Raw genomic sequence first — 23,946 nt, 5'->3', positions numbered from 1 at the left:
GAAACAATAGTCACAAAAAAGCCCAGCAAAACTGGGCTTTTGACAATCAATAATGTAAAAAATTAAATATCTTTTCTATCATTATCCACTTTTTCATTTTCCTCTTCAGTCGGTTTTTCACGCTTACTGAAAATGCGTTCAACCACCACAAAGAATAACGGCACAAAGAAGATACCTAAGAAGGTGGAGGTCATCATACCGCCCAATACCGCAGTACCGATGGCATTTTGGCTACCAGAGCCTACTCCTGAGCTAATCGCTAATGGCACAACACCTAGACCAAATGCTAAAGAGGTCATTAGAATTGGGCGTAAACGTACTCTAACAGCATGCAAGGTTGCCTCAATTAAGCCTGAGCCTTTCTCGTAGTATTCCTTAGCAAACTCGACAATTAGAATGGCATTTTTAGTCGCCAAGCCCACCGTGGTTAGCAAGCCTACTTGGAAAAATACGTCATTAGGCAGACCACGGGCACTCATTGCCAGTAAGGCACCAATAATCCCGAGTGGAACAACTAAAATGACCGATAATGGTACCGACCAGCTTTCATACAATGCCGCTAACACTAAAAATACGATTAAAATAGATAACGCATATAAGCTAGGCGCTTGGTTACCCGATAAACGTTCTTCGTACGACAAACCATTCCACTCTAAGCCATAGCCAGGTGGAAGCTTCTCAGCCATTTTTTCAAGTGCATCCATCGCCGCACCGGTACTGTAGCCCGGGACTGTAGCGCCCTGAATGTTAACCGCAGGCACACCGTTAAAACGTTGTAACTGAGGTGAACCAAACTCCCAGGAACCTGATGCGAATGCCGAAAACGGCACCATTTCACCATTATTGTTACGCACATACCAAGAGTCTAAGTCGCCAGGTTGCATACGGTATTTAGCCTCACCCTGAACATAAACTTTCTTAACTCGGCCACGGTCGATAAAGTCATTCACATACGACCCACCCCACGCGGTACCCAAGACACTGTTCACACTATTAATATCAATGTCTAAAGCACGTAATTTGGCGTGATTAACATTAATTTTATAGATAGGCGCATCTTCTTGTCCATTTGGACGAACCCCTACAAGATTAGCGTTTTGCGCAGCCATGCCCAATAATTGATTACGCGCCTCAATTAACTTGGCATGTCCTTGACCGTTTAAGTCTTTTAAGTAAACGTCAAAACCATTTGCGGTACCAAGTTCAATCACTGATGGCGGCACAAAGGCAAACACTAAGGCTTCTTTAATTTGCATAAAGCGACCCATAGCTCGACCCGCTAACGACTTAACATCTTCACCCGGCGCTTCACGTGTGGACCAATCTTTTAGGCTCACAAACGCAATACCCATGTTTTGACCAGAACCCGCAAAACTAAAGCCCGCCACAGTAAACACTGAATTTACGAGGTCTTTCTCTTCGGTAAGGTAATAGTCGGATACCTCTTTTAAGACCTTAACCGTGCTTTCTTGGGTTGAGTTGGTTGGCAAAATAGCTTGGGTAAACAAGATACCTTGGTCTTCATCGGGTAAAAATGCAGTTGGCATGCGTAAGAAAATCCAGGCCACTGCGATAACCAAACCAACGTAGATCAACATGACACGGAATGAACGCTTTAAAATACTGCCAACACTTGATTCATAACGTGATGTCATGGCATCAAATTTACGGTTAAACCAACCGAAGAAACCGGTATCTGCATGAGTATGGCCTTTTTTAACAGGCTTTAGCATGGTGGCACATAACGCAGGCGTTAGTACAATTGCCACAAACACCGACAAGGCCATAGCCGATACAATGGTGATCGAGAACTGACGATAAATAACCCCTGTCGACCCAGACATAAATGCCATTGGTACAAATACAGCTGACAGGGTCAAACCAATACCCACTAACGCACTGGTAATTTGGTCCATCGATTTACGGGTGGCTTCCAGCGGACTTAAGCCTTCTTCCGACATCACGCGTTCGACGTTTTCCACCACCACAATCGCATCGTCCACCAGCAAACCAATGGCCAACACCATGGCAAACATGGTTAAGGTGTTGATGGTGAAACCTGCTGCTGATAGCACCGCAAACGTACCTAGCAATACTACTGGTACAGCGATGGTAGGAATAAGCGTTGCTCTAAAATTTTGTAAGAACAGATACATAATCAAGAATACCAACACAATGGCTTCTATCAATGTGTGCACAACACCTTCTATCGATTGCTCTACGAATGGCGTTGTATCATAGGGATAAACGACTTCAAGTCCCTGAGGAAAAAACTCTTTCATCTCATTAACTTTGGCTTTAATGCCTTCTGCCGTGTCTAACGCATTCGCGCCTGTAGCCAGCTTGAATGCAAGGCCCGACGCTGGTTTACCATTGTAATATGAGTCTACTGCGTAGCTTTCTGCACCTAACTCAACTCTGGCGACATCGCCTAAATAAACATTGGCACCTGATGAGTCAGATTTAACAATGATTTGCTTAAATTGCTCAAGGGTTTGTAAGCGGCTCTGTGCTGATACGGTCGCGTTAAGTTCTTGACCTGCAACCGAGGGGGCACCACCTAATTGTCCTGCTGATATCTGGGCATTTTGCTCACGTATTGCCGCAATAATATCAATACTGGTTAATTTGTATTGAGTTAACTTAAACGGGTCTAACCAAATACGCATCGCATACTGCGCACCAAAAAGCGTGAGTTCACCCACACCAGGTACACGGCTCATTGGGTCTTGAACGTTGGCAGCAACATAATCAGAAATATCGCTTTTGCCCATCGAACCGTCAGAAGACACAAAACCAAGTACCATTAAAAATCCAGAACTGGACTTGTTAACTTGTACACCTTGCTGTTGAACTTCAGTAGGCAACAATGGCGTAGCCGCTTGCAGCTTATTCTGAACTTGTACTTGAGCAATATCTGGATCAGCCTCTGCATTAAACGTTAGGGTAATCTTCGCATTACCAAAACTGTCACTGGTTGAAGAAATATAGCGTAAGTGATCAAGCCCAGTCATGCGCTGCTCAATCACCTGAGTGACTGTGTCTTCCATGGTTTTGGCAGACGCACCAGGATAGAAAGCACTGATCACTACGGTTGGCGGTGCAATACTTGGATACTGCGCAATGGGTAAGCCTCTAATGGCTAACACACCTGCAAGCATAATTAATAGTGCAATCACCCACGCAAAAATAGGGCGATCAATAAAAAAACGAGCCATAATGATTCCCTACTTTTGTGGTTGGTCAGCCGTTAACACCTGTGCAGAAACCGGTGCACCAGGGCGGATTTTTTGTAATCCTTCGACAATTAACTTATCGCCAACAGACAAACCATCGACAATACGCCATTGATGACCAATCACTTCAGCGGTTTGTACCACGCGCATTTCAACATTACTGTCTTGGTTTACTATCATTGCAACCGCTTGGCCTTTGGAATTACGGGTAATAGCACGTTGAGGCACTAAAATAGCTTGTGGGTCTTGGCCAGCATTTAATAGCGCACGCACATACATACCGGGTAACAAGGTACCGTCAGGGTTAGGGAACTCGGCACGTAACGTCACTGAACCGGTAGTTTCGTCTACATTCACTTCAGCAAATTGTAATATACCTTGTTGATCGTATGTTCTGCCGTCTTCAAGAATTAAGGTCACTTTAGCATTGTCACTTTTCAATAACTGGCCTGAACGTAAATTGGCTTTTAAACGCAATAATTGTGCACTTGACTGAACGATGTCGATGTTAATCGGATCAAGCTGTTGAATTGTCGCTAAGGTATTACTTTGATTAGCGGTCACTAACGCGCCAGCAGTAACAGATGACTTACCAATACGACCAGAGATCGGTGCTTTAACTTCAGTATATTCGGTGTTGATGGTCGCGGTATTAATAGCGGCTTTCGCTACCGCTACTGAAGCTTGTGCTTCTTTAAATAACGCTTCCGTCTCGTCAAAATCTTGCTTACTGACTGCATTGGTTTTGACTAATTTGGCATAACGCGCCGCTTTGGCTTTTGCTGAGGCTAAACCCGCATTTGCGCTAGCAAGATCGGCTTCTGCACTCACTAATGCCGCTTTATAAGTGGCTGCATCAATTTGATACAGAGATTGACCTTGTTTAACTTCGGTGCCTTCGGTAAAAGCACGCTTAGTGATAATACCTGACACTTGTGGACGCACTTCAGCTTCTAAAAAGGCACGGCTTCGACCCGGTAATTCAACCTTAATCGCTTGCGAAATTGCTTCAACTGTCATCACGCCAACGGGTGTAGGTGGTCGCGGTTGCTGTGACTGGGCATTTTCATCCCCTTGACCACATGCGGTAATCCATAATGCAGCAGAAATAACTGCGGCGACTTTCAATGCTTTGTGCATGAGTGCTCCTACTCCAATTTATTTTCAATATGACACCTCAGTCTTGAGGAATTTCATTTGAAAATAGCTAAAATTAAACTGTTAAATTTTCTGTGTACTTTATCGCATAGGTATAAAATTCAAACAACTAAGCTAATGCGAATAAATTGTAAATAAATAATAAGTTTCAGTTAAATATATTGAATATGTTATCAAACTGTAATCGATACGCAGGTAATCAAACAAACATTACCTATTAAGTCATTAAATACACTACCTGGTAACATGCTGGTAAAGTCAATTTATGGATTAACTATCCATGCCTACGTACACTGTTAATACATTAACTTAGTTATTGTTGATGACAACCTTATTTAATTCATCTGTTTTTTGTGGCTCAAGCATAATGGCACGCCACCACAACTCGCTAGCTTGCGGATTGGCTAACATCACCGCTTGACCAAATTTTGGCGTTAACAAGGTGACATTTTGCTGTTTAGCTAACAGGTTGATACGTTCAAAAGGCTCAAACCAATCATGTAACGCTAAATCAAAAGTGCCATTGTGTACTGGCATCATTGCCTTTGCTTTAACATCAATATGCGCCTGTAGGCTTTGCTCTGGCAACATATGAATATCACTCCACAATTCATTATAGGCGCCCGTTTCAATCATGCTGAGATCAAATGGCCCATAACGCTCACCAATTTCTTTAAATCCATTAAAATAGCCGCTGTCTCCGCTAAAAAACACCTTATGTTGTAAACCTTGAATAACCCAACTCGCCCATAAGGTTTGGTTCCGATCAAGCAAGCCACGGCCTGAAAAATGTTGCGCTGGTGTCGCGGTAATACTCAAGCCATTTAATTCAACAGACTGCCACCATTCCAGTTCGGTCACTTGAATAGGATCAACGCCCCAAGCCGTTAAGTACTTACCCACTTTAAGTGGGGTAACAAAATGTTGCACCTTGGTAGCCAATTGCTCAATGGCAGCGCTATCGAGGTGATCGTAATGATCATGGCTAATAATCACCGCCTTTATTGCGGGTAAATCAGCAATACTGATTGGCGATTGATGAAAACGTTTCGGTCCTGCCCACTGCACCGGTGATGCTCGCTCGCTAAATACCGGATCAATCAATAAATATTCGCCATCAAGACGCATCAATAACGTCGAATGACCCAAACGATAAACGGTATCTTGTGTCGATTGAGCCAATATCTCTGGGGTTAATGCTTCTAATGGGATCACACCTTGGGGAATGGGCGCTTGACGCTTTGTCGACCAATAGGCTTTGGCAATTGGCCATAAGCTGCTAATACCCGCTTGATAGACTTTATCGGTATTGCTGAAGATTTGTGTCTTATGTCCACGCGATTCAGACCAATATTTATTGATCAAAATAATCACAATCAATGCACTAAGCGCGACTAAAAGACTCATTAATATTTTCATCTATCGCTTCCAAAAGTAAACTACACGGTGTAGTTTAATAATCCCTTATTGAAAAGTAAACTACTCAGTGTAAAATATTACAATAAGATTGATTAGATGAAACCAATGAACACAGAAAAGCAAACACGCAGCCAGATTAAACGCGCCGCGATTATTGAAGCAGCTAGAACAACCTTTAAAGAATTAGGGGTTGCGGCAACGAGTATGGATAAATTAGCCGAAGTAGCTGGAGTGTCTAAGCGAACAGTGTACAACCACTTTGCCACCAAAGAAGCTTTGGTGATGACCTTGATGACTGATTTATGGCAACAAGCATTATCTCAACCCTCTGTGGTATATGACTCACATCAACCTTTGGCTGAACAACTGCAACAGTTGGTGCGTTTTGATATGGATTATATTCAATCAGAAGAGCACGTTGAAGTATCGCGAATGGTGATTGGCCATCTGTTTTATACCACTGAAATGCAAGAAGAATTACAAAAGGTAATTAAAGAAGAAACGGCTATTTTGCGCTGGATAAAAGCAGCAACGCTGGACGGACGCTTAACAGTGAAAAATGTTGAACTGGCCCAAACAGAAGTGCAAAGCTTGATTAAAGGCCAATGTTTTTGGCCATTAATATTTCAAGTCGAAGAGCCATTAAACGAACAACAAAAAGATGACATTGCCGCAAGCATCGTTACCATGTTTTTATGTCGTTATCAGGCATAAGTCCATTGTTGGCTACTCTACACTCGGTTATCACCCACACCGAATGAAATAATACGGCTGATATGCGCTAAACTCATGCCAGATTCTTGTTGCCAATGATTGAATGCAGCTTGGGTTTGGCGTAAAGCGGTTTGCGATGTAAAGCCAGCATCAACGACGTTATGAGCAGTTAAATATGACTGCACATCTTGGCTTAATAAAAAGGTATCTTTACCTATTGCACGTAAAAAATAAGGCCCAGTATTGCCACCTAAACGGGTGCCGCGCTTTTTAAGCACTTGCCACAAACCAGTAATATCATCGCTTGGCCAATGAGCAATAAATTCCGCAAAACTGCCGTGTTCAGCATTAATCTGCTGGATCATATAAGCGTTATCAACAATCGCCTGGGTTTTCTTTTGATGCCGAATAAGCACTGGGTCGGTTGCCCGCTGTTGAATTTGATCGGGTGACAGCATCAGCACTTTCATTGGTTCAAAGTCAAAAAAGGCTTTTTCATAAGCTGGCCATTTGTTATCAACCACTCGCCACACAAAGCCACTTTGAAACACGCGTTTACTCATAACAGACAATAACTGCGCATCAGTATATTCGCTGATTTCATCGGCATCGAGAGTGCCAGGCAGCAATGACTTAACTGCCGCCGGCCCGCCTTTACGCTCACATGCTCGCGCCCAAATATCACTGAACTTTTCTAATGCCACCGCGTAGCTCCTTTAACCCAATCGATAATCTGCCAATACGGCAGATAAAGGCTTGTTGATCTTTAAACATTAACATTGATACCAAAAACAACTAACGCTATATATTACGTTCTTTTTTAAGTTGTAAAAACTGTTTCCATTTAACCACTTCAGCAGGCATTTCAGGTGTGTCACCTGTGTAACCGGCAGCAGCAATTAAGGTTTCAATAGGCACTTGTTTACCTCGACATACAAACACACCACGAACATGCGCAATGCAATGTAAACCACGGGCGGTAACCATACGATGCTCAATATAAAAGTATTTTTCGTCCCAACCAACGATTTTAGTTTCAATGGTAAACTTTTCAAACGGCTTAATATCGCGGATATAAGTAAACTCTGCCGCATTCACTATCGGTAACCATTTGTTTTTTAGAAACTGTTTCATCAAACCCATTTCGGCAATCAAATAGGTGCGCGCTAAATCCATAAAAGCAGGATAACGCGAGTTAGTTAAATGCATATTGATATCGCAATCTAACGGTAAAGCACGATAATCAATTCGGCTAGTGCCTAAAAAACCAATACTTTTACAATGACCTATTCGCCATAAAAACAACAAAATAATACGAAAATACAGATTCATGCACGGTTACTCCTAATGTAAGCGCGACAGGCTAACAAAGGTCATACCAGCGAGCAAGCGGCTTTAGCTGTATTTGGTAGCACAAAATTGGCATTACACTTTATTTGTTACTCTTTTTGAGACTTATCCCCCTTTTCATCTGTGGCTTAACTGATTAACATAGCGAGGCGTTTTGATTAAATTGGCAGTGAGTTAACTGAGTTTCACGTAACTTACTAACAATAACGCCGTAGTCGTTGAGTCGATTACAGCCAAATCAGCGCAAACACATTGTTTATAATTCTCAGGGCGGGGCGCAATTCCCCACCGGCGGTAAACTTGAAAAAGTGAGCCCGCGAGCGCTCGATTCGTCGAGGTCAGCAGATCTGGTGACTTAGGTATTTACTCATGAGTAATGTCTAACAGTCCAGAGCCGACGGTTACAGTCCGGATGAGAGAGAATAGAGATACATCAATTAGCCTCGGCTTGTTGATGCAATTTGTTTTGGATTTATATCCCTCTTTACAAGCCCTGATTCTGGTCATTTTAGGAGTACAACCATGAATCAGTTATCACTACTTGCCGAATTTGGCGATCCAATCACCCGTGTAGAAAACGCATTAGCGGCGCTTAGAGAAGGCCGAGGCGTATTACTACTCGATGATGAAGATCGTGAAAATGAAGGCGACATTATTTATTCTGTCGAGCATTTAACCACAGCCCAAATGGCATTAATGATCCGCGAATGCAGCGGTATTGTGTGTTTATGCTTAACCGACGAACACGCCAACAAGTTACAATTGCCGCCAATGGTTATTAATAACAACAGCGCCAACCAAACTGCGTTTACCATCTCTATTGAAGCAAAGCATGGTGTTACCACTGGCGTTTCCGCTCAAGATCGCGTGACCACCATTAAAACTGCCGCAAACCGCGATGCCAAAGCATCTGACTTGGCTCATCCTGGACACGTATTCCCATTACGTGCTCGCGCTGGCGGAGTGATGTCTCGTCGCGGTCATACCGAAGGCACTGTCGACTTAATGCAAATGGCAGGCTTAATGCCAGCTGGCGTATTATGCGAACTGGCCAACGAAGATGGCAGCATGGCCAAAACACCAGAAATTATCGCCTTTGGCCTTAAGCACAACATGCCTGTACTCACCATCGAAGACATGGTGATGTACCGTAACCAGTATGATTTAAAGCTGGCGTAATGAGCAAAGTCATTAATAGGCTGTCACAATAGTGACGCATTATTAAATAAAAACGAGAGGCGCATTATCAAATGGCGTCTCTTTTTTTACATCTAATAAGTTATAAAAAATATCTTAAATATAGACTAAGCTCGATTTGGCTTATAGTAATGCAATATTACAAGTCAAACGTCATAACCGATGCGCAACGAGGTATAAATGAGATGTGAGTTTATTTCTGCCACCGAAAAAGACAAAACCTATCTACTCGATTTACGTAAATTAACCATGGTTGAGCATTTTGAAAAGTCTGGGCAGTTCTTGTCTGATGCGCAACATGAATATAGATTAAACGATGCTTATGAATGCTCTTATCTGGTCGTGTACGCCAACGAGTTAATCGGGACGTTAAAATATCGAGTCAGTGAAGCTACAGTCGAAATCATGCAGATCCAAATCCATCCATTGTTTCAAAGGCAAGGATTTGGCCAAAAAATATTACAGCAAATTATCACAGACTCGAAGCAAAAATTGATTGAGTTAACTGTATTGAAACAGAACCCTGCGTTGCAACTATACAAAAGGTTAGGGTTTGAAATTACCGGTGAAGATCAGCACGAATATTTTATGCAAATTAGCAGCTCATAGACTCATTCCAACCCACATAAAAAATTGGTTATAACACTTTAAAAAAAGCATATTTGTAACGTTAACATATTACTCAGCAACCAATATTAGGACGCTAGCCCTATAGCAGAACATGGTTTTAAACATGATATATGGAGGTTCACATGAATCGAGTCACGGGTATCGGCGGCATATTTTTTAAAGCAAAAGATGCACCTGCATTGCAGGCTTGGTACAAGCGTCATCTGGGCATTGATGTTCAAGAATGGGGCGGCGCGGCTTTTTCTTGGAGCGACTCAAATAACAAGCCCGTAGGTGGAACCACTATCTGGGCGGTGAGTTCAGAGAAAAGCGACCAATTCTCCCCAAGCCAAGCCTCATTTATGATCAACTATCGCGTTGAAGACCTTCACGCTGTCATCGCAGCCCTCAAAGCAGAAGGCTGTAATGTCCTCGATAAAATAGATGAATCTGAATACGGCAAGTTTGCGTGGGTCATCGATCCTGAAGGTAATAAAGTCGAATTATGGCAGCCGCCTTTAGGTCAATAGCAACTATTGTGGCTTAATGAATCTGTTCACATCCATGTGAAATTAACTTGGAGACAAACTAAATCACAATGCAGTAATAAACGTTTGATACTGACTCATGGTACTGGCATCGTCTAACATGCCTTGATGGCCAACGTTGGGCACCATAATTAACTGCTTATTGGCTGACTGACTAGCGACAAACAGTTTTTCAGACAGTTTAGGCGGGACTTCTTCATCATCTTCTGCCGCAATCACCAATAATGGCCCTTGATAATATTGCGCTACCACTTGCTTATTATCTGTTTTACGAAAATCTTCTGACATTTCCAAAGTCATAAACGGTGCCATATACCACGGTGTTTTTTCATCAACCCAGTCGTCGGCATTAGTTGCTGAACCGTGTAAAACCAGCGCATCTATTTTATTATTTTTTGCTAAATCAGCGGCAATAAAACTGCCTAATGAGTAACCGTGCAATATCACTTTCTTAGGCTGATATTGCTGATGTAAATAATCCAGTTGTTGCTGTGCATCTGCAATAATATTGTTAATGCTTGGTTGGCCCTCACTTGCCCCTAATCCACGACGATCCATTACTAAAATATCGGTATTGAGCGTTGATAATGTGGTCAGTACCGACAGGCCATGTGGTTCGATTTTCATGCCGTTGCCTTGATAAAAGACCAAGGTTGTAAGGCTATTGGGGTTATCGATATAAAAACCATTTAACTTAACGTGATCAATTGACTCTAAGCTGACTGGGGTAATCAAATGATTAGGCATCGCCTGCTGTAATTGTTGAGTAAACTCAGCGGTAAAGGCTGCGGGGACTTCATCGCTGGCAATAAAGGTGCTTTCACTTAGGCGCATAGTACACCCTGAAGTAACCAGCATTGTGGTGCCTAACATTGCTACTGTGGTTATTTTTTTAAGCAAATTTTGCATATTATTGTCCTTAATTTATTCATCGTCCTTGTGGACTAAAATGTCACCTGGCGAGCATTGTAAATGCTGGCAAATAGCGTCTAGTGTCGAAAATCGAATCGCTTTTGCGCGGCCACTTCTAAGCACCGACAAATTTTGAGGGGTTATACCTATCAATTCAGCTAGTTCAGTGGACTTCATTTTTCGCCTTGCCAACATCACATCCAGCTCAATAATTATGGCCATTAAATTGTCAACTCCGCCTCTTCTTGAAGCTCAGTTGCATGCTTCATTACCCATGCCACACAGTAAAAAATCATTCCGAAAAGTGCATACTTTAATTCTTGACTGCCAAGGCTAAAATAAACAGGTACCGCACTAGATGTACCACTAAAGTGCAATGTAAATGCGATGATCATCGGGTAGAAAAGGCTGAGTAAAATCCAGACTAAAAATACCAAGGCAATACGGCTCAAGCAGCGGAAGTTACGTGGAGTAAACACATGACCTTGCTGATACAGACCAAAAAGTTGGTAGAGAAAAGAGTAAATAAACAGGTAAGGTAGAATTTCAACACTGCCCAGAATGATCCCAGGATGAAATCCCGCATCATAAAGGCTTTGAGCGAGAGCTTGCCAAGGTGTACCAAAGTCGACAGCTAGATAACTACTAAACCAACCCCACCAATCAATGGTTAACACATATTCACCCGCTTGGAATTCTCCGAACACCATAGTGCCGCCATAACTAGTGACTTGTAATAAAGCTAAAAATACAATCAGCAATTTAATCCATTTACTTAACGAGACAATTCTATCCATGATCATTCTAAGCTGGTTAATGTTAAACTAAAGTTAACACACAAACCTTTTATCAGCAATAAATTATCGATAAACGATACTTTAAATGTATTAAAGCTAATGTACCTATTAGTCAGAATGCCAAATCACCCGTTTGAATCACAATAAATGACTATCGAAATAAATGATTAAAGTGCCTATGCTATTAACTCGAGATAGATGACATAAGTTTGTTGATAATGCTCAACAACTTTTACTTGATAGCTTTGTTTTACATCTATAACACATGAGGGTATCGTTAATAACTGATTGTATTATAAAGGTTTAACAGAAAAAACCATTAACTCAGGAGTAAAGTGATGAATATGAAAGCATTTTCGACGTTAGCCGGATTATCTTCATATACGCTGCGTTATTATGAAAAAGTCGGTTTACTCAACAACATTCAACGAAATAGCAGTGGCCATCGAGTCTACACAGCCAAAGACTTAGAATGGATTAATTTTGTCAAACGCCTTAAAGACACGGGGATGGCTTTAACCAAAATTCAGCAATATGCCCAATTGCGATCATTAGGGCCAGGTACTGTGTTAGACCGCCAACAACTACTTGAGTGTCACAAAGACCAGTTACAGGCTCACATTGAACTTCAGCAAAATCATTTACTGGCGTTAGAAAACAAAATTAGTTTGTATGAAGCCAATAAAGTCCGTTGACTTAGAGTTAACTCTAACTTGTAAGGTATGGCTTCTACTTATCGATAGGAGTACATCAATGCCAAACTCAAGATTCACTTTAGGTCTGGAACAGTTGTCAAAAATTGACGGCGAAGCAGGTCATAATGTTATCGAAAGCCTGCAAGATATCTGCCCTGACTTAGCCCGATTTACCATTGAATATCCGTTTGGCGATATCTATACCCGACCCGCCTTAGATGTAAAGTCGCGAGAAATAGCCACTGTTGCGGCACTAACCGCTTTAGGCAATTGTAGGCCTCAGCTCAAAGTCCATCTAAATGCCGCTTTGAATGTTGGTTGCAGCGAAGAAGAAGTAAAAGAAGTGCTGTTACAAATGTCTATTTATGCCGGTTTTCCAGCAGCGTTAAATGGCATGTTCGCGTTTAAAGAAGTCCTTCAAGAACGAAAGGCATAACAAATGACCGATAGTATTTAATACCGCCAATTAATAACTGTAAGAATTAAATAAGTGTAGATTTTCAACATGATTATTACAATTATTTTTCATATTTATCGATTAACACAAAACTAAATCAATAAATGTAAAATTCAAATTAATAAATTACTGGTATACAACCTATAGATGTTTTAGTTAGACACTTAAGGTCGATTTTTAAACAGCATTGGCTATGTTATGGAATGATCAACTCTTACAAAAAACCTATTAACGAATTATTTCTTTGGTATTTTCCGTTATAACTCAATGAAAAGCTGATTCAATAGATCCTTAATTTGCAAATCATTTTCTTCAAATTGAATACCCACATTGACTTTCCCACTTTCAAAACGGCTATTACACACCTTTGCCGGAATGGTTATTTCTTTATCACTAGGAGAACGTATGATAATGAAGATATCTTTTTGATTCACTTTGATTTTTGGGTTATCCGTTTTAAATACAAACCCACAGCCTTTGGCTGATATGTCCGAAATCATACCCTTTAATTGAGCGGCTTTTTTAACATCTTGATTTTCTTTTGCAACAATTGATGCAGGTAAATGAGTAATGAAACGTTGATGAGTTCTAAGCTGGCGATTTTCAATTTTATCTGGGTAGCGTAAAAAGATAAATTTTTCAGGGATCTTTGTGATATTCCTAATTGTCGATTTAAACGCATAACACTCGCCTTGCTGACCTTCTAATAGGTATCGAACGACGACAACATTACCATCAACAAATACATCGCCATAGTTACTCATATTATGCGGCGCTGGATGCTTTAAGATAATATATTGACCGAGATCATACCCAACTAACATCGCTTTTATGCGAAGCTTAACGGGGTGGTCGATCTGTAAATCAACAATTTTCCCGGGTGTTAGTTCGAAAAAGATAGGGCTTGGGATGGCTGACAATGTTAAGAATCCATTCAAGTGTAATTATAAGTTTTCAACCATAAATGTATGGCGTTAATATCACTAAGGCAATAGATATATATCTTTTAAAAGTAAAAAGTGTCACCAACTTTAATTAATGTACGTTTATCGAACGTTTATGGTTAAATAATATGCAGCTGATATAAAAAGAGGAGACACTTATTCAGCGTCTCCTCTTCCTTTAATGAATCCTATTAAACAGCAATACCACAGTGACGCAATAAAGCATCTGTATTGGGTTCACGGCCCATGAAGCGTTTAAATAGCTCCATTGGCTCTTCACTTCCCCCCATTTCAAGAATGTTATTTAAGAAGCTTTTACCTGTTTCAGCATTAAAAATACCTTCGGCTTCAAAACGCGAGAACGCATCTGCCGATAATACTTCGGCCCATTTATAGCTGTAATAACCTGCGGCATAACCACCCGCAAAAATGTGCGCAAAACCGTGTTGAAAACGGTTAAAGCTTGGCGGGGTTAATACCGCAATTTGGCTGCGAACTTGGTCTAAAATGCCTTGAATATCGACGCCTTTAGCGGGGTCAAACTCGTGGTGCATTCTAAAATCGAACAGTGAAAACTCAAGTTGGCGCACCATCATCATGCCCGATTGGAAGTTTTTCGCCGCTAGCATTTTGTCTAACAATGCTTTTGGTAATGGTTCGCCCGTTTCATAGTGGCCAGAAATTTCCGCTAATGCTTCTTCTTGCCAGCACCAGTTTTCCATAAACTGACTTGGCAGCTCTACTGCATCCCAAGGTACACCATTGATACCCGACACTCCGCCCACATCCACTTTGGTTAACATGTGGTGAATGCCGTGGCCAAACTCATGGAACATGGTGGTGACTTCGTCATGGGTAAACAATGCCGGTTTGCCATCGACAGGACCATTAAAGTTACAGGTTAAATACGCTACCGGCTTTTGCAAACCAGTAGAGGTAACCCGGCGACCACGACAATCGTCCATCCATGCGCCGCCACGTTTACCGCTACGAGCATACAAATCTAGGTAGAAGCTGCCACGATGTACTTTATCGGCGTCATGAATATGGAAGAAACGAACATCCTTATGCCAAGTGTCTACGCCTTTTTGTTCGCTAATAGTTAAACCAAATAAGCGATTAACGGTATAGAACAAGCCTGACAAGACTTTGTCTTCTGGGAAATACGGACGCAATATTTCTTGCGACACTTCGTACTTGTGTTGCTGCAGTTTTTCAGCGTAAAAACTCAAATCCCATGAGGCCATTTCGGTCACGTTGTAATGGTCTTTGGCAAAGGCACGCAGTTCGGCTAATTCAGTTGAGGCTTGGTCTTTAGACCGTTCGCCTAACTCATTTAAAAAGCCCAATACTTGTGCTGGATTTTCTGCCATTTTGGTGGCTAACGATTTATCTGCGTAGCTAGCAAAACCGAGTAAATTGGCTAACTCATGACGCAATGCCACAATTTCATTCATGTTATTGGTGTTATCAAACTCACCGGCATTCGGGCCCTGGTCAGATGCGCGAGTCACAAATGCACGATAACACTCTTCGCGTAACTCACGGTTTTCGCTATAGGTCATCACAGGCAAATAAGACGGAAAATCTAAGGTGAATAACCAACCTTTTTGCTCTTTAGCGTCGGCCATAGCTTTAGCTGCGGCGATGGCTGACTCAGGTAAACCCGCTAAATCTGCTTCGTCGGTAATAAGCTTAGTCCACGCTTCGGTGGCATCTAACAGTTGATTAGAAAAGTTACTGGTGAGTTCAGATAAGCGTTTAACCATTTCGCCATAGCGCGCTTTTTGACTGTCATCCAAGCCAATACCCGACAATTCAAAATCACGTAAGCTCTGCTCTATCACCATTTTTTGCGCTTGAGTTAACTGGGCAAAGTCTGTCGATTCATGAATCGATTTATACGCCTCGTACAAACCTTGATGCTGGCCAACATAGGTGCCGTAATCTGACAACAACGGCAAACAAGCATCGTGAGCATCACGTAATTCATCACTACTGATCACCGAGTTCATGTGCGACACAGGCGACCACATTTTGCTTAACTCATCGTCAACGTCTTCAAGAGGCTCAATGAGATTGTCCCAAGTGTATTGGCTATTTTTTGCTAATAGTACTTCAATAGTCTCACGACATTTGGCAATGGCTTGCTCAACTGCAGGCTGAATGTGTTCAGGTTTAATTTTTGAAAATTCTGGTAATTCTGCGCTACTTAGCAATGGATTGCTCATAAAGATTCCTCGAAATATGTCGCGTGAGTATTTAGCCTATATTGGGTTAAATGTTACCGTTTTCAAGCGTAAAAACAATTTATCCTAATAAATATAACCTCGGTTTCGAGGCGACAATCTGACCTTCTTATCGCCAAACTTGACCATATTATCGTTGATTTAATGTATAACCAGCTCTACTACCTAGCTGGTTTATTCAATAAATAGAGTGACTCAGGTCCCAATTTAACTTTACACTTCATTTACACAATCAATATTGACAGGCAGATCCCAAACGAGACTGATTATCATTTATTTTCACGTTAAAAGGACTACCATTCGCTTTATTAAAAGCACTGTTCCATTATTCTATTATGAGTTCAATAAACATGACCTTTGATTTTTGCCTATCAAACCGTAACCATTGTAGCCGCGCCTTTTATCGTACAATGGCTATTATGATGTGTTTACTGACAACCTCGTCAGCATTCGCCACGGCAGAATACCAGCCGACTGCGGGGTTTGATGTTGCTTGGGAAAATAATTACGTCACTCAAGGTCGTGACAATTTAGATCATGGCGGTATTGCATGGGCAGTGGCCAATATTGAACAAAACGACCTCGCTGTTTATGCCATTGTAGGTCGAGCAGACCAGGTGAACTATGTGGAATGGAACCTAGGGCTAGAATATACCTTACATCTCGCTAATAATATTGATGCCACAGTAGGCTATCAGCGCTTAGAATTTTATGGTGATGAGCGCTGTTCTGATAATGAATTTTTCGGCGCGTTAACGGTTAATGGATTAACGTGGTTTGTACCCGCGGTTAACTACACTTATGCAACCGAAGCTGGCGGCTATTTCATTGAACTGAGCATACATAGTCCATGGGAAATCACTCAACACTTAACTTTGACACCTTACATTGTTCAGGGGTTTGATTTTCAATACAGCAGTGAAGAACACAACGGTGCTAACCATTTCCAATTTGGACTAGAAGCCGAACAGAAACTTAATGATTCAATGGCATTGTCTGCGCACATTAGCCACAGCATTGCCCTGGGGGACATTAAGCAACAAGCCAGTGCCGACAATATTCAGGGCAGCTTAGATCAAACCTATGCAGGGGTGCATTTCAAACTGAGTTTTTAAGCTTTGCTAGCATTTTAGCAATCCAAGACTAGACTAGAGGGGGCTACTGGACGCCACCTTTACTCAAGCAAGGAAGCTTATGTTAACTCGACTTATCAATATGCTATTTGTATTATTTGCGGTTTTGATGATGCTACTCAGTACCTCATTACTTGCCAGCGAGCTCACCAAACTGATGATCAAAGAGCCCGATAAACGCCCCCCATTAACCAATGACAATGCCAACTCACTCCCGTCGCAATACGCGACCGATCATCAAGGTAATGTGATTATTATCCCCACCGAGCAACGCTCAGCGTTAGAATATCGAGCCGACGATATTTACCTTAAACCAAGCCACAAAAAACCAACAACCAAACAAAACAACACGCGCTCATCAATCTCAAAGCACTCCACCATAACCAACACGGCTATAGCCAGTAAAACAATCGCCAATGATCCAAGTTGTCGCTGGCTCAATAACCGCATAAAACATCTTCAGAAAAAACAACGTCAGACCCAAAACAGTCAATTTAGTCATTATCAAGATGAAATTGATATTAGGGAAAGCGAGTGGACCTGTCTTAAGTGCGCAACCAGCGGCCCTAATAACGTTGACCGTGGTGAATGCCAACATAAACGTTAACAATGCATTGGTTTAACGACTAGATTGCAAACACAATCCCCCCTACAATGGATACATTAAACTAGTGGAGATCATCATGGCTCAACATTTTGACTATATCGCGCTTGGCGCAGGCAGTGGCGGCATCGCCTCAGCAAACCGTGCAGCAATGCGTGGCGCAAAAGTATTAATTATTGAAGCAAAACACGTTGGCGGCACTTGCGTTAACGTCGGCTGTGTCCCTAAGAAAGTCATGTGGTATGGCGCTCATGTCGCTGAAGCGCTGAACCTCTACGCTAAAGACTATGGTTTTGATGTTACCGTCAATAAATTCGATTGGAGTACACTAGTCGACAATCGTGAAGCCTACATTAGTCGCATTCATGATGCTTATAGCCGTGGATTTGCGAGCAATAAGGTCACCTTATTAAATGGCTATGGTCGCTTTATTAATAACAATACCATTGAAGTTGATGGCGAGCACTACACTGCCGACCATATTGTGGTTGCCACTGGCGGAGCACCAACAATTCCTAACATTCCTGGTGCACAATACGGTATCGACTCAGACGGTTTCTTCGCATTACGTGAACAACCTAAGCGTGTCGCAGTTGTGGGTGCCGGTTATATAGCGGTTGAAGTGGCGGGTGTATTACATGCACTAGGCAGCGAAACTCATTTATTAGTACGTAAGCATGCACCACTACGTAACTTTGACCCAATTTTGACCGACGCATTAGTTGATGCTATGGCCGCCGATGGCCCAACGCTTCATACTCACAGCGTACCTAAATCGGTCACCAAAAATGCTGATGGTAGTCTGACGTTACTATTAGAAAATGACCAAAGCTTAACGATTGACTGCCTAATTTGGGCTATTGGTCGTTCACCATCAACGGGCAATATCGGCTTAGAAAATACCGATGTGCAGTTAGATGCTAAAGGCTATGTCATTACTGATGAGCAGCAAAATACCACCGCGAAAGGTGTTTATTGTGTTGGCGACATTATGGCGGGCGGTGTTGAATTAACTCCCGTCGCGATTAAAGCGGGTCGTTTATTGTCAGAACGTTTATTCGGCAACATACCTGATGCCAAAATGGATTACAGCTTAATTCCGACAGTGGTATTTAGCCATCCACCCATCGGCACCATGGGCTTAACTGAACCAGAAGCCGCTGAAAAGTATGGCCAAGACAATATTAAGGTTTACGCCTCAACGTTTACCTCTATGTACTCAGCTGTTACAGCACATCGCCAAGCCTGCAAAATGAAACTGGTTTGTGCGGGTGATAATGAAGTGGTTGTCGGTATTCACGGTATCGGTTTTGGCATGGATGAAATACTGCAAGGTTTTGGCGTGGCAATGAAAATGGGCGCAACCAAAGCAGACTTTGACTCAGTTGTTGCGATACATCCTACTGGCGCAGAAGAGTTTGTTACTATGCGTTAAGTTACTATGCGTTAAGTTACTAATAGTTAATAAAAAACCGTGTTATTAAACACGGTTTTTTTATGCCTCTTTGTCAGCCAACCACTGTACAAACACCTTAATATTAGGTGGACGCTTTTGTGAATGCCCCATAAGTTGCGTCATAGCAAAACTATGTTGATAGTACATTTCTGCATCGTTATAGTGCTTTTGCGCATCATCACTATTGATCATCGCACCGCGTAAATAGTCACACAGTAACTCACTACGGTTAAAACCACTGACCTCACCAATTTCCGTTAAGGTTTGTGCATTCCACTGTTTATATTGCTCAAGCACGCGATCAAAGCGCTCACGATAGTAATCACTCGCTTGTGATAAAACGGCCTCGTTAGGAACCACTCGGGCAATGACAAATGCTTGCTCAGACAAAATACGATACAAACGTTGGCAATGATGAAAAATAAACCGTAAATAAGGGTCGCTATACTGCTGCGTGTCTTGTTCAGCTTGCATCAGCCAATTGCGGTAGTCCGCACAGGCAACGGCAATAATTAAGTCGGCCTCTGAGGTAAAGTGATTGTAGATGGTGCCTTTAGATATCTGGCTAGCTTGAACTAAATGCGAGCGGCATAAATCAAAGGTTTTATGCCCTTTTAAACAACGTTGTGATACTTCTATCAGATAGTTGCCACGTTGTTCCCAGCTGCTCATTTCGGGCCTCATCTTATTTGGGTTAATAAAGCGTTAACAGTTCACATTTACACTATAGCAAGCTTTGTGGATACCCTTTATTGAGTAATACTGATACCACTATGAACTTATTCAATAGCCCATGTTAAAAATAGAATTATTAGAAAGTTTTATTGCTGTTGCTGAATGTGGCAACTTGTCTAAAGCAGCCGATAAAATTTGCCGAACCCAATCAACACTTAGCCTACAAGTTAAAAAACTTGAAGAAAGTGTCGGCCAAACCTTGCTGATTAGAGACAACAAAGGCGTGACCTTGACCGAGTCTGGTGAAACGCTGCTTAACTACGCCTATAAAATGATGCAACTTAATTCACAAGCTATTGATGAGTTAAAAGATTGCCAAAACCGTGAAGTGATCCGCCTTGGTGTACCCACCGACTTTATAAAGTGCTACTTAAGCAGCTGTTTATTAGAATTTATCCGCGAATTTACTAACATAGAGCTTGTTATCGACACTGACGTAAGTGGTAACTTATACAAACGCTTACACCAAGGGGAATTTGACGTCATTGTCGCAACCCATTGGCAACTACCGACTAACGGCGAATTACTCTTTACTCGTCGCTTTAAGTGGGTTGCGGCGGTCGAAGGCAACGCTCATAAGCGCAAGACGATCCTGATGGGTTTATATCCAGAAAATTGCCCGATTAGAGCGCAAGTGTTTGCTAACCATCGACTCTCGATGCGGCCCATTAATGTATTGCTGTCGACCCCATCACCACAAGCCTTATGCATGGCTGTCGAGAACGACTTAGTGATTGCGCCAATAGCCGAATTTAGAATCACCGACCAAATGCAGGTGCTAGACCCGATTGAACATGGATTACCTATACTGCCCATGTTTAATGAATCGCTTTATCTCAACCCAGATACGCAAACCTACGCTACGTTACAGCTGATTAATTTGATTAAAGCCAATGTCGAGCACAAGGGCTATCAACTCGACTAGCCAGTTCTCACATCAACCAGCTCTGCCTGCTCTACTATCTACATATCTACATATCTACTCTCGTTTCCACTATGCCTTACAGCATTAGGCTGCCAAACAAAAAGGCCAATAACACACTCGACGTAATTGTCACCACGCCAGGAATCAAAAATGGGTGGTTAAAAACCGCCTTGCCAATCCGCGTTGAGCCAGTGTCATCCATCTCTACGGCAGCCAACAGCGTTGGGTAAGTAGGTAATACAAATAACGCGCTAACCGCTGCAAATGAGGCTATTGCCGTTAATGGACTCACTCCAATCGCCAATGCAGCAGGCATTAACGCTTTAGTGGTTGCCCCTTGTGAATACAACAACATTGAGGCAAAAAATAACGCTACCGATAACAGCCAAGGCTGACTTTGAAGTAAGGTTCCTGCAACGTTTTTAATTTCGTCAATATGATTAGACACAAAAGTGTCACCCAACCAGGCTACACCCAGCACACAGATACACGCCGACATGCCAGACTTAAATGTTGATGCGTTAGAAATTTTACTGGCATCTAAACGGCAAAACCACGTTATTGCTGCTGCGGCAGAGAGCATAAACAACATAATAGCCACATCGCGCGACAGCACTGGATGTGTAATTAAGCCCACTTTGTCAGATATCGCAGTGGCATAAGACATCACCGCCACTATCGCAATCAAGAATATGGCCACCGATCGCTTAGCACCCGGTAATAACGTGACTTGAGTTTCACCACGGGTTTTCACCAATCCGCTGGCTAAACGCTGTTGATAGATAGGATCTTGTGCTAACGGTTTGCCGAGTATCGACGCAACTGCTGCACCCATTAAACAAGCAATAAACGTCGATGGAATACACACAGCCAACAACACTAAATAATCCACCCCAAACGGCTCTAAAATACCCGAGAAAAATACCACGGCAGCAGAAATAGGCGATGCAGTAATCGCCACTTGTGATGCCACTACGGCAATAGATAACGGCCGAGATGGTCGTATGCCTTGCTCTTTAGCCACTTCGGCAATCACAGGCAGCGTCGAAAATGCTGTATGACCAGTTCCGGCAAATAAGGTCATAGTGTAAGTCACTATTGGTGCTAAAAAAGTAATGTGTTTCGGGTGCTTACGCAGTAATTTTTCAGCAATAGATACCAAATAGTCCATGCCACCCGCTTCTTGCATCGCAGCTATGGCGGTAATAACCGACATAATAATCAGCATTACATCGATGGGGATAGCACCTGGCGTTAACCCTAATCCAACGGTAAGAATTAATACCCCTACACCTCCAGCAAAACCTATCCCTATACTGCCCATTCTTGCGCCGAGGTAAATCGCCCCAAGCACAATAATTATTTCTAATATCATCATAGTGTTAACTCTATTTAAAACCTAAATGTCTTGAATGAAATAGCAGGGATTACTGCTTTAGAGATCGTGATAGTACTCTGTTGGGATTTTACGAATGTAGACGTGGATCAATTAACTGCATTGCAAGCCAAAAGAGGTGTTTTGTCTGCAGGTTTATTGGCCAGTTAACTTGCAATGATGTAATTTCGCTTAGATGCTAATGTGGGTAGAAATATAAAAATGCCAATCAATGATTGGCATTTAAGGGGAGATAAAAGTGAAACGTAACTATCGATGAAAACCAGCGATTAGAAATAGTAACCAAAATTGATATTGATGCGGTGGTCCCAGCTATCACCCATTTCAGGTAAGCCAACATGACCATTATCACGCGTAGAGGCATACATATTTTTACCCATAATAAAATCAATCATGGTGTATGTTGGTCCTGAAGATAACGCAACACCAGTAACATTTTGATAGCTGTTGTCATAGTCTTCATTGTCAACATCGGGGGTTACCACGCCGAAGTCATTATAGATTTTTGCACTGCCCCAGCTGGTAGTGATCGTTTTAGCAATGTTTATGCTATAACCTTGCGCTTTAGACGCAATTTCGTACTGCCAATCGTAAGCCGATACCGCAAGCTTGTTATCGTCTAACGCATCAGCAGCATTGTACTCATATTGCATTGCCTGTAACTGCAGCGCCCAACCTTTATAACTGCTGTCGAGATGTAAGGCGACGGCATATCGGTCACCATTATTGCCAGTATTATTATTATAAATCTGCCCTACCTCGACCGAAGCACCCACCACGGTTTTACCGCCTTCATACTCCATCGCATAGGTTTGGCGTAAATTTAATTGGTTAGTTTCTTCATTGTAATAGTCAGTGCCGTTGACTTGGCCAGAATATAAGTCTGTTGAATATCGTTCATTACGACTGGCACCATATTCAGCGCCTTTATAAAACGCAAACTCAGTTCCCCAACTATTATTTGAATAAACCGTTTTAATACCTGCATCATAATCATCTTCAAAACCTAAATAATACGGTACGCCAAACCAAAAACTATTTGAAATAAAACCCGGGTTACCAAATGGTACTTGATTTATACCAAATTGAATTTGCAATTGTTCTGAGTAATCATAAAAGGCATAACCATAACGTAGTGCTTCCCATCCATCATAAAAACGATATTCAGATGATAACCCCCAGTTATCTAATTTACCGTTGAATTTAACGGATGCCATCTCAAAGGTTAAATCACCTGATTTATCTTTAGAACTATCACTATATTGCTTATATGAATAATTAGCTCTTAAGGTACCGGATACGTTAATTCCATCTTCAACATCTTGTGCTGTAGAGTAAAAAGAAACCATGCATAGCGATACTAAAGTAGATAATAAAGATAACTTTAATAATTTCATTTTATTGTATTTCCC

Annotated in this window: 23 protein-coding genes and 1 riboswitch; of the genes, 10 read left to right on the top strand and 13 right to left on the bottom strand. The window is 41.9% G+C overall.

The genetic code is table 11. The features are described from left to right. Positions 1-62: 62 nt before the first annotated feature. From HNW13_RS19545 to HNW13_RS19535, 3 genes are all read right to left on the bottom strand, one after another. The gene (locus HNW13_RS19545) at positions 63-3,218 is read right to left on the bottom strand and encodes an efflux RND transporter permease subunit (RefSeq protein WP_192116170.1); all 3,156 of its coding nucleotides are present in this window, start codon (positions 3,216-3,218) and stop codon (positions 63-65) included. A 9-nt stretch (positions 3,219-3,227) separates the two neighbouring features. Next, the gene (locus tag HNW13_RS19540; RefSeq protein ID WP_101088552.1) at positions 3,228-4,376 is read right to left on the bottom strand and encodes an efflux RND transporter periplasmic adaptor subunit; all 1,149 of its coding nucleotides are present in this window, start codon (positions 4,374-4,376) and stop codon (positions 3,228-3,230) included. A 327-nt stretch (positions 4,377-4,703) separates the two neighbouring features. After that, on the bottom strand, positions 4,704-5,813 hold the full coding sequence (locus HNW13_RS19535; RefSeq protein ID WP_192116171.1) for an MBL fold metallo-hydrolase: 1,110 nt from the start codon (positions 5,811-5,813) through the stop codon (positions 4,704-4,706). 96 nt (positions 5,814-5,909) lie between these two features. Here HNW13_RS19535 and HNW13_RS19530 point away from each other — a divergent pair, with 96 nt between their 5' ends. Continuing rightward, complete coding sequence (locus HNW13_RS19530; protein ID WP_192116172.1) at positions 5,910-6,527, top strand: TetR/AcrR family transcriptional regulator; 618 nt, start codon at positions 5,910-5,912, stop codon at positions 6,525-6,527. A gap of 17 nt (positions 6,528-6,544) precedes the next feature. Here HNW13_RS19530 and HNW13_RS19525 read toward each other — a convergent pair whose 3' ends face one another. Together HNW13_RS19525 and HNW13_RS19520 are read right to left on the bottom strand one after the other, a co-directional pair. Then, the gene (locus HNW13_RS19525; RefSeq protein WP_162024118.1) at positions 6,545-7,231 is read right to left on the bottom strand and encodes a DNA-3-methyladenine glycosylase I; all 687 of its coding nucleotides are present in this window, start codon (positions 7,229-7,231) and stop codon (positions 6,545-6,547) included. A 97-nt stretch (positions 7,232-7,328) separates the two neighbouring features. Next, positions 7,329-7,859 carry a thioesterase family protein gene (locus HNW13_RS19520; protein ID WP_101088556.1) on the bottom strand — a complete coding sequence of 177 codons (531 nt, stop codon included), beginning with the start codon at positions 7,857-7,859 and terminating at the stop codon, positions 7,329-7,331. Between the two features lie 275 nt (positions 7,860-8,134). Then, positions 8,135-8,305: riboswitch (FMN riboswitch) on the top strand. A gap of 94 nt (positions 8,306-8,399) precedes the next feature. Here HNW13_RS19520 and ribB point away from each other — a divergent pair. The 3 genes from ribB (at position 8,400) to HNW13_RS19505 (ending at position 10,213) form a co-directional block, all read left to right on the top strand. Next, complete coding sequence (ribB, locus tag HNW13_RS19515) at positions 8,400-9,056, top strand: 3,4-dihydroxy-2-butanone-4-phosphate synthase (protein WP_192116173.1); 657 nt, start codon at positions 8,400-8,402, stop codon at positions 9,054-9,056. Positions 9,057-9,254: 198 nt separating this feature from the next. Beyond that, positions 9,255-9,683 carry a GNAT family N-acetyltransferase gene (locus tag HNW13_RS19510; RefSeq protein ID WP_192116174.1) on the top strand — a complete coding sequence of 143 codons (429 nt, stop codon included), beginning with the start codon at positions 9,255-9,257 and terminating at the stop codon, positions 9,681-9,683. A 143-nt stretch (positions 9,684-9,826) separates the two neighbouring features. Continuing rightward, positions 9,827-10,213, top strand: a complete 387-nt coding sequence (locus HNW13_RS19505) for a VOC family protein (protein ID WP_192116175.1) — start codon at positions 9,827-9,829, stop codon at positions 10,211-10,213. Positions 10,214-10,276: 63 nt separating this feature from the next. On the opposite strand, the gene HNW13_RS19500 is transcribed toward HNW13_RS19505, so the two are convergent. Genes HNW13_RS19500 through HNW13_RS19490 form a run of 3 tightly spaced genes read right to left on the bottom strand, consistent with a single transcriptional unit; the run spans position 10,277 to position 11,940 of the window. After that, on the bottom strand, positions 10,277-11,140 hold the full coding sequence (locus HNW13_RS19500; protein ID WP_192116176.1) for an alpha/beta fold hydrolase: 864 nt from the start codon (positions 11,138-11,140) through the stop codon (positions 10,277-10,279). Between the two features lie 15 nt (positions 11,141-11,155). Further along, positions 11,156-11,365: a helix-turn-helix transcriptional regulator gene (locus HNW13_RS19495; protein ID WP_011639279.1), complete on the bottom strand. Its 210-nt coding sequence runs from the start codon at positions 11,363-11,365 to the stop codon at positions 11,156-11,158. After that, positions 11,365-11,940 (bottom strand): DUF2975 domain-containing protein, encoded by a 576-nt coding sequence (locus tag HNW13_RS19490; protein WP_243756352.1) that lies wholly within the window; start codon positions 11,938-11,940, stop codon positions 11,365-11,367. The genes HNW13_RS19495 and HNW13_RS19490 overlap by 1 nt, the downstream gene beginning before the upstream one ends. Before the next feature lie 338 nt (positions 11,941-12,278). Between HNW13_RS19490 and HNW13_RS19485 the strand changes: the two genes are divergently transcribed. Continuing rightward, positions 12,279-12,635, top strand: a complete 357-nt coding sequence (locus HNW13_RS19485) for a MerR family transcriptional regulator (protein ID WP_192116178.1) — start codon at positions 12,279-12,281, stop codon at positions 12,633-12,635. 58 nt (positions 12,636-12,693) lie between these two features. Further along, positions 12,694-13,071: a carboxymuconolactone decarboxylase family protein gene (locus HNW13_RS19480; RefSeq protein ID WP_192116179.1), complete on the top strand. Its 378-nt coding sequence runs from the start codon at positions 12,694-12,696 to the stop codon at positions 13,069-13,071. A gap of 278 nt (positions 13,072-13,349) precedes the next feature. Here HNW13_RS19480 and HNW13_RS19475 read toward each other — a convergent pair whose 3' ends face one another. Continuing rightward, positions 13,350-14,012: a PilZ domain-containing protein gene (locus HNW13_RS19475; protein ID WP_243756350.1), complete on the bottom strand. Its 663-nt coding sequence runs from the start codon at positions 14,010-14,012 to the stop codon at positions 13,350-13,352. Positions 14,013-14,227: 215 nt separating this feature from the next. Then, on the bottom strand, positions 14,228-16,267 hold the full coding sequence (gene prlC, locus HNW13_RS19470) for an oligopeptidase A (RefSeq protein ID WP_192116180.1): 2,040 nt from the start codon (positions 16,265-16,267) through the stop codon (positions 14,228-14,230). Positions 16,268-16,635: 368 nt separating this feature from the next. On the opposite strand from prlC, the gene HNW13_RS19465 reads away from it, so the two are divergent. The 3 genes from HNW13_RS19465 (at position 16,636) to gorA (ending at position 19,457) form a co-directional block, all read left to right on the top strand. Then, positions 16,636-17,400, top strand: a complete 765-nt coding sequence (locus HNW13_RS19465; protein WP_243756348.1) for a hypothetical protein — start codon at positions 16,636-16,638, stop codon at positions 17,398-17,400. Between the two features lie 79 nt (positions 17,401-17,479). Next, complete coding sequence (locus HNW13_RS19460) at positions 17,480-18,025, top strand: hypothetical protein (protein ID WP_192116182.1); 546 nt, start codon at positions 17,480-17,482, stop codon at positions 18,023-18,025. A gap of 76 nt (positions 18,026-18,101) precedes the next feature. Then, complete coding sequence (gene gorA / locus HNW13_RS19455; RefSeq protein WP_192116183.1) at positions 18,102-19,457, top strand: glutathione-disulfide reductase; 1,356 nt, start codon at positions 18,102-18,104, stop codon at positions 19,455-19,457. 60 nt (positions 19,458-19,517) lie between these two features. On the opposite strand, the gene HNW13_RS19450 is transcribed toward gorA, so the two are convergent. Then, positions 19,518-20,150: a TetR/AcrR family transcriptional regulator gene (locus HNW13_RS19450; protein WP_162024127.1), complete on the bottom strand. Its 633-nt coding sequence runs from the start codon at positions 20,148-20,150 to the stop codon at positions 19,518-19,520. Positions 20,151-20,271: 121 nt separating this feature from the next. Between HNW13_RS19450 and HNW13_RS19445 the strand changes: the two genes are divergently transcribed. After that, entirely contained in the window at positions 20,272-21,138 is an 867-nt protein-coding gene (locus tag HNW13_RS19445) for a LysR family transcriptional regulator (RefSeq protein WP_162024128.1), read from the top strand. A 76-nt stretch (positions 21,139-21,214) separates the two neighbouring features. Here HNW13_RS19445 and HNW13_RS19440 read toward each other — a convergent pair whose 3' ends face one another. Together HNW13_RS19440 and HNW13_RS19435 are read right to left on the bottom strand one after the other, a co-directional pair. Continuing rightward, positions 21,215-22,516, bottom strand: a complete 1,302-nt coding sequence (locus HNW13_RS19440) for an anaerobic C4-dicarboxylate transporter (protein WP_101088568.1) — start codon at positions 22,514-22,516, stop codon at positions 21,215-21,217. A 287-nt stretch (positions 22,517-22,803) separates the two neighbouring features. After that, positions 22,804-23,931, bottom strand: coding sequence for a hypothetical protein (locus HNW13_RS19435; RefSeq protein ID WP_192116184.1), 1,128 nt, complete (start codon positions 23,929-23,931; stop codon positions 22,804-22,806). Between the last annotated feature and the right edge of the window lie 15 nt (positions 23,932-23,946).

Origin of the sequence: Shewanella sp. BF02_Schw, assembly GCF_014596695.2 — a bacterium.
Lineage (GTDB): Bacteria > Pseudomonadota > Gammaproteobacteria > Enterobacterales > Shewanellaceae > Shewanella.
The sequence above is the reverse complement of the archived record's forward strand: the minus strand, read 5'-3'. Positions and strand labels throughout refer to the sequence as shown.